7 protein-coding genes are annotated in these 7,585 nt (G+C 36.2%); 1 reads left to right on the forward strand and 6 read right to left on the reverse strand.

Features of this window, described 5'->3' with window-relative positions:
* Positions 1–90 precede the first annotated feature (90 nt).
* Positions 91–267: a histone H1 gene (locus BM253_RS15395; protein WP_091526080.1), complete on the forward strand. Its 177-nt coding sequence runs from the start codon at positions 91–93 to the stop codon at positions 265–267.
* 42 nt (positions 268–309) lie between these two features.
* Here the strand turns inward: BM253_RS15395 and BM253_RS15400 are convergent, their stop codons facing one another.
* The 6 genes from BM253_RS15400 to BM253_RS15425 form a co-directional block, all read right to left on the reverse strand.
* On the reverse strand, positions 310–507 hold the full coding sequence (locus tag BM253_RS15400; RefSeq protein ID WP_091526082.1) for a hypothetical protein: 198 nt from the start codon (positions 505–507) through the stop codon (positions 310–312).
* A gap of 129 nt (positions 508–636) precedes the next feature.
* A complete protein-coding gene (locus BM253_RS15405) occupies positions 637–2,178 on the reverse strand; it encodes a T9SS type A sorting domain-containing protein (protein WP_091526083.1) in 1,542 nt (513 codons plus the stop codon).
* A gap of 279 nt (positions 2,179–2,457) precedes the next feature.
* On the reverse strand, positions 2,458–4,536 hold the full coding sequence (locus tag BM253_RS15410; protein ID WP_091526085.1) for a type IA DNA topoisomerase: 2,079 nt from the start codon (positions 4,534–4,536) through the stop codon (positions 2,458–2,460).
* A gap of 3 nt (positions 4,537–4,539) precedes the next feature.
* Positions 4,540–5,922 carry a DUF3945 domain-containing protein gene (locus BM253_RS15415; protein WP_317040971.1) on the reverse strand — a complete coding sequence of 461 codons (1,383 nt, stop codon included), beginning with the start codon at positions 5,920–5,922 and terminating at the stop codon, positions 4,540–4,542.
* Between the two features lie 166 nt (positions 5,923–6,088).
* Positions 6,089–6,403, reverse strand: coding sequence for a helix-turn-helix domain-containing protein (locus tag BM253_RS15420; RefSeq protein ID WP_091526089.1), 315 nt, complete (start codon positions 6,401–6,403; stop codon positions 6,089–6,091).
* Positions 6,404–6,659: 256 nt separating this feature from the next.
* A complete protein-coding gene (locus tag BM253_RS15425; RefSeq protein ID WP_091526088.1) occupies positions 6,660–7,517 on the reverse strand; it encodes an RteC domain-containing protein in 858 nt (285 codons plus the stop codon).
* Between the last annotated feature and the right edge of the window lie 68 nt (positions 7,518–7,585).

Consider the following 7,585-nt stretch of genomic DNA (forward strand, 5'->3'; position numbering starts at 1 on the left):
TAAAAAATCGACAATACACCTCTTCCAAACCCGCAGCACCAACAGAAAAATGTTATTTTTGCAGCATTAAAAAATTAAAAGAAGAATATCATGCAAGAACTAATCGGAAAAATCAACGCTGAAATGGCAGCTTTCAACGAGGATGCTCAACTACAATCAGAAAAAGCAAACAAAGCAGCAGGTACGAGAGCCCGTAAATCAACATTAAACTTAGAAAAACTTTTAAAAGAATTCCGTAAGGTATCTTTAGAAGAATCTAAAAAATAATAAAAGCTCCAAATGGAGCTTTTATTATTTTAAGTGAATAATTTAAATTGTTTTCAAAATCATCTCTTCTACTCTATTTTTTAATAATTCAAAACCTCCGGGATTGATCTTCCTAAGAATTTCCATTCTCAAACAATCCTCTGAGTTTAAATCTTTGAATGACTTATAATTACCAATATTCTCTTCAATTTTCATTAATAACTCTGCCTGTAAAAACTTTTTTTCTTCTTCGGTAAACATATTTTTTAATCTTCTATTTCTACAAATTTAAGCTTCCTAGAGTAAACAACATAGGTAATTTGTGTAAAAAAAATACCACTCTATAGCAAAAACAATTTCTAATTTTCTGTCTAACCCGGTGATGTCCTTTTATTTTTTAATCATTTTTTTATTTATTGTTCTTCCATCTTTAGTTTCAATATTAACGTAGTAAACTCCACTTGCAAAATTTGTTTGTATTTCATGGGTCGTATTAGTTTCCGAAACTGTTTTAATAATTCTACCCATGCTATCAAATATCTTAACGATTTTTACTAACTCATTGAAATCCTCTATATAAAAACGATCATCAAATGGATTCGGATAAACTTTTATAAATTGTTCTACAGAATTTTCTACGGATAAAGGAGTATCTAAAAGTAGTCGGGCTAAAGTAAAATTATTATTAGAGTTTAATACTGAGGAACCACCGACAACAAGTGTATCATTTCCTTGTATCTTAATGTGGTTCAACCAATCGTTTCCTGGTGATGCATCAATATCCACCAGACCTTTGCCATTATTAAAAGTAGTATCTAAATCACCATCATTGTCAAAACGCACAATGCGATATGCAAGCCCTCCCAGAGCAGACTTTGTTCCACTCCCAATAATAATTTTTCCATCAATTTGAGTTGCTATTACCCTTGGTCTGAAAGAGTATGAGAGAATCTTCATACCGTTTATTCCGAAAGTAGTATCAAAGGAGCCATCTGAATTAATTTTTAGTAAAAAAGGATCTAATTCAGTACCCCCGATTACGATTTGTCCATTCTGTAATTCTCGGGTTGTATGTAGATACTCGGTAATGTTTTGCATCGGATTGTAATTGAAAAGATCAACTACTACTTTTCCATTGGTTCCAAATGTTGTATCAAAATTTCCTTGAATATCAATTTTACAATACGTACTTTTCGAATGATTAAGAATATCGCTGTATTCAAGTCCTACGCAAAAAATCTTGCCATCGTTTAAAAGAATAGCTTCACCCATTGAGAACTTGTAGTTGACAGATGTTAAAGAAAGTACTCCATTATTTCCAAACTGGCTGTCTTCAGCTCCGTTACTGTCTAATTTAACCAATATAGCAAGGTACTCATTGTTTATAGAAGTATTACCCCCTAAAATAATTGAACCATTGGATAAAACCATAACAGAAAGAAATTGTTTTGAAGATGTCAGTTTGTAAATTCCATTTGCACCAAATGAAGTATCTAATGTTCCATTAATATTATAACGAACAGCGAATCCTACGTATGTTCCTGGAGAATTAGGTGTAGGTCCTAAATTGACTTCACCTACTACGATAATTTTTCCATCGCCTTGAATTACGATATCCTGTGGAGATTCTGAATGTCCTATCACAGTAGTCACCTTTCCATTTGTTCCGAAGGTGTTATCAAGTAGTCCTTTTTTATCTGTTTTTGTTAATGTTAACTGATAATCGGTGCTTCCTGGTCCTCCTTGCTGGGCATAACCCGCACTTATAATACTTCCGTTTTTATCAAAAGCGAAACATTTAATTTCAGCGGTACTTAGGTGTGGATGTACTGCTATTCCGGCATTTCCAAAAGAGGGGTCTAGAGCTGCATTCTGGGACATTAAGCTGAGACTACATAAAAATGCTATAAATAAAAATAGTTTTTGTGTCATAATATGTTTAACTGATTATTATATTTATCTAATATATAATATATTTTATTTAAAAAATTATGTTAAAGTTAACACTTTTTATTAAGAACAAACAATACAAAATTAAACAAAAACGAAATAAATGACCTGCTAGTAGTAAACATTTGATAAAGATTGATATTTTTATTACTAAGCTTCTCATAGAGTACTAATGAGTGAATCCTTTGTAAGTTACAAAGGATTCACTCATTAATTAATTAACTATATATCAGTTGAAAAAAAGTCTAATATTTTCAGTACTTAAATGTGCTTTTTTACAAACTCAAAACGGCTTTTCCCTTCAGCATCCAATACAATATAGGCACTAAACTTTTTACCTGATTTACTTTTCAGTCCTGTAATTAAAGATGTTTTTCCAGAATTGACCAAACTTTCAATATCCGAGACACTTAATTGTACTCCACAAACCATTCTCAACTGAATCCAATCACAAGATGAACCAGTGCATTTTACCAGCTTATCTCTAATTAGCAATGAACTGCTTTTACATTTAGGACAAGTCAGATCAGGTAGTTCTTCGCGATCAAACTTTAATTTTAATAATTCATTAGTAATTAAAGTTGTATAATCTTCCATTTCTTTTTCGAACAAAGCCGCTTCTAATTCGCCATTTTCAATTTTATGCAAAGCAATTTCCCATTGCGCAGTCATAGCAATATCTGCAATTTTAAAATCTCTAACCAATTGATAAACCTGCAATCCTTTTTCTGTTGGAACCAATGATTTCTTATCCCGAAGGATATACGAACGGGAAAATAAAGTTTCGATAATGGAAGCTCGAGTTGCAGGTGTTCCTATTCCTACATCCTTTAATGCAGAACGTTCCTCCTTCTCATCAATATCTCTGCCTGCGTGTTCCATTGCAGACAAAAGAAAAGCTTCTGTATAAAGCAAGGGTGGTTTTGTATTTTTTTCAAGTATGCTACCAGATTTAATACGTAACACATCACCTTCCTTCAATTCAGGTAATTCCAATTCCATCAAATCTGAATCAACTTCTTCAAAAGAACCTTTAACAGCACGCCAGCCCGGTTCGATAATTTTAGTTGCATTCAATCCAAATTCATAATGCAATACCTGCAAACCAACCTTTGTCTGTTGTTTGATACACGCATCAGAAACCGCTTCCAACAATCTGAAAGTAATCAGATCATAGACTGCAGCTTCTTTAGCCGATAAGGCAGAAGGAATTTTTTCAGTAATTAACAATCCATGATGATCGGTAACCCGTAGATCGTTGACAATCCGCTTATTCAAACGTCCTAATTTTAGTCTGGATGTCACTTCCCGACAATCATCCCGAACCATCAAGCCACCGACTAATTTCGGAATATCTTCCCAAACATCCCCCGGTATGTATCTGCTTCCTGTTCTGGGATAGGTGATAAACTGTTTTTCATATAATAGCTGCGCAATCTTTAAGGTTTCATCTGCAGATAAATTCAACAGTTTATTTGCTTCTTTCTGTAAGCCGGTAAGATCGAAAAGCAAAGGAGGCTGTTCTGTAACAATTTTTGTTTCAACCGAAAACACTTCAACCGAACCGTTACGTTCAATAGAATTCCGTGCCTGCTGTAATTCTCTTTTTGATTCCCATTTGTTCTTTGAAATACTTTTAAAAGATATGAATTGTTTGTTATGCAATAGTTCAATTTGAAAGAACGGTTTAACAACAAAATTCTGATGTTCTAAAAACCGTTTACAGATCAATGCCAAAGTAGGCGTCTGTACCCGACCTAAAGAATATATGCCGTCCCCTGCAGCCACGCTAAGTGCCTGTGAAGCATTGATCCCAACCAGCCAGTCAGCGCGGCTTCGAGCCCTTGCAGCAAAATACAATCCGTCAAATTCAAAACCGGATACTAGGTTCTCAAAACCTTTTTTTATTGCTTTCTCGGTAAGCGAACTGATCCACAAACGTTGAAATGGCTTAGAACAACCAAGAAACTCATAAAGATAACGGAATATCAGTTCCCCTTCCCTACCCGCGTCAGTCGCAACGATAATACCAGAGCTTTTTTGAAAAAGCTTTTCGATAACTTTCAGTTGTCTGACAGCATTCTTATCAGCTACCCAATCATTTTCAACCCTTATTTTACGTTCCGTCAGTAAAAAGGGATTTGGAAGTATGGGAAGCAAATCTTTGCTAAAACCTGAGATACCATAGTCCGACGGCATACCCAAACCAACCAGATGTCCGAATGCCCAAGTAACAAAATAACCATTCCCTGAAAAAAAACCGTCATTCTTTGTATCTGCGCCAAGTAAGGCAGCAATCTCTCGTGCCACACTCGGCTTTTCTGCTATAACTGTCTTCATCGCTTAAATTTTCTTGCCCTTTTTCTTCTCTACTGTCTGTTTATTATCCTTAACACCAGATTCCTGCTCAACTTTCTGCTTCTTGTCTTTAGGAGTGTTCTGCGACCGCTTCAAAGGCTCCTTAATCTTATTTGTTTTCTCGTTGTTCTTTCCATCCGAGTTTACAGCAACCTGCGTTTTAAATTCTTCAGCAGGTTTGGCTTTTTCTTTCAATTGTCCCGGAAAAGCAAAGTCCGTTTTTCCTGTGTCCTGATTAAAAGTAATATACCCTTGATATGATTGTCCTTTTTTATCAATCAGTCCGTCAATGTAAATTGTTTCACCTGCTTTGAATTTATTATGCTGCTGGTCGGTAAGTTCTTTCCCCCGAAAAACTTTTGAAGCTTCTTTCGGTTCACCCTGACTAACTAAATTCTCTTCACTGACCGTTTTTTTATTAGGAACATTTCGATCAAACAAAAACTCAACATATCTTTTATCCGCATTAAACTGTACAGTCGCATCGAACTCTGCTCCTTTCTTAGAGATCATTCCCTCCAGAAAAAGCGGTTTGCCTTCCAAAAGCGTCTGCTTTTGCACATCATCTAACTTTACTCCTTTAATCTCATCGGGAACTTTTATCCTTTCAGCCGGAAGCGCAACCACTTCATTAGTCAGCCGGTCCAAGCTGACAATTGAGGGAATTACTTCGTTGGTCTTTGGATTTACCATATCCACTATCCTACCCATATTCCCGGTCTGCAATAAGTTCTTCTTATCCTCATCGGTAAATTCGTGACCAAACAATGGATACTTCAAATTAGGTTCCTTTCTGATTCCGTGGATAGCTATAACCACATCACCCAATTCATTTGTTTTAAGTGACAATCGGGCATCCATCCGAGCTTCTGCAGCCCCAACTTTCAATACCAAAGGCACCAGTTCACTAGTCTTATAACCTTTCAACAAAGGATCCATCATGTTCCTTTGAATTAATTCCCTTTCGCTTAAACCGATATCAGACATCATTTCCCAGTCGATTTTTTTCGGATCGTAACGGTACTGTGTTTCCGTAGCATTTTCCTGCGCTTTCTGTGTATTTTCCATATTGTTTGAATTTTTATTACTCATTTTATTTTCATTTTTAACTGCATACTTTTCCAATTGCTCAAGCACTGATGTATCCTTATCAACCAACCTCTTATTTACCTCTTGTCCTATATCGACTGCACTTTCCAAAGGGACTCTGAAAAATGAAAAAGAAGAAGGATCCCTTAACTGGCTTAAGAAGTTTGAAAAGAAATTCGAGAACAGATCTCCGTGTTTGTCTACGCGCATGAACTGATTTTGATTTCTTCTGATTGGGTTAACGGTCTGCATATTACCTTTGTCATCAACACCTTTCACTGCCCGGACTTTTTGTTCGTCCTTACTACGAACCAATAGAACATCTGCGGGCTGTTCATCTGCTTTTTTATCTACTTTTTCTTCATCCATGATTTATATTTTTAAATTGTTAAAACAAACTAAGCTAAACACATTGAAGACAATCAATATTTGGCAGCAGCAGTCACTAAAGTTCCTTCTTCTTCTTTCGTTCCGCCACCGATCTGGAATAACTCTCCCGTATTACCTGTTCCACATCAGAGCGTTTGTAGTAAATCTTTCCGCTGATACTGTAATATGGAAGCTTACCGTCCGACCGGTAACGCTGCAGGGAACGGGCACTAACTTTAAGAAGCTGTAAAAGATCCTGATTGTCTAAAAGTTCCTCTCCGTCAACTGTTTCCAAACGCGTGTTCCTCACTTTAAGCAGTTCGTCTACTAAATCAAAGCGTTGGATAATTCGTTTCATCCATGCAATAAATTCTGTTCTGTCTATATTCATCATAAGATTTTTAAAAAACCGATCCCCGAAAGCTGGCTTCACATAACCACAGGGATCGGTACTGTTGCACAGGGCAAAATTGCGCCAACAAAAGACCTTGATTCGCCAAGTAGCTACCAAGCAGTACCCATGAAAAGTGAAAAAAATCAATCTTTATCTAGAAAAAACATATTAGCAACTATACATTAAAAACAAAAAATGCCCATAAAACAACCTGGGAACAGCTGTTTTATGGGCATCTTATTGGCATACAAAGTCAGTCTAAATCCTTGTGCATATACTTTTCCAGATTGGTAGTCAGTTGATCCAAAAAATACGTTTTGCTTCCGGAACGGTCTTTCATGCGGTGGAATGAATGATGGAGGTCACCCAGCTTGATTCTGAATGCCATTTCAAAAATCATCGCCAGTTTGGTAATTCCAACCCGACCGTTCGACACCGCGCCTGTCGCGTGCAAGGCATAAACCAATTCTATCAAAGCATTTTTAGAATCCGTCCAATAGATATCTTTAGAGTAAGCTTCCAATGAAACTTCATCACCCAGCTTCTCGGCGTCATCCGGATCCAGGCGGCGCAACAAATATTGATATAGCAGATCGTCAGATATTATTCTGGAAACCTTATAATCGTAATAAGTAGAAAATTGGGGGTCCATTTCAAATGCCACACTGTTTAATCCGCTGTAAAATTCTATATTTCCCAGACGGAAAAAGCGGTCGTCCAAATCACAACGGTTAGAACGGTAGTACCGATAAAAATCTGATGAAACCGTATGCTCTTTAAATGTTTTTTTCAGTTGTTCCAGTTTAGAAGAAAAATACTGCAACATCAATTTGCCGTTTGGTACCGGACAGGCAATTTCCATACGATAAACCTTATTGTAGAAAATCAGCTTACCAAGTATCTGGGGTTTGATGTTTTTAAAAAAGTCTATTTCCTGTAGTTCGTTTTCAAAATCTGAGTTCATTACAAATTCCTTTAATTCGGACAACAAGTCTTTAAGAAGTAAAGTCATTGAATATGACTCTTCAATAATTTTGGATGGTTTCATGGTAAGCCTATCTTCCTTTTTATTGATTTTAGAGATTGCCTCATGAAAAAAACGATGTTTCATAAGTATTGAGTTTAATTAAGTTGCAGGGGGTCCTTATTAAAAAAATACATGAATGCAATGATTGGATG

Origin of the sequence: Paenimyroides ummariense (genome assembly GCF_900115115.1) — a bacterium.
Taxonomy (GTDB): Bacteria; Bacteroidota; Bacteroidia; order Flavobacteriales; family Flavobacteriaceae; genus Flavobacterium; species Flavobacterium ummariense.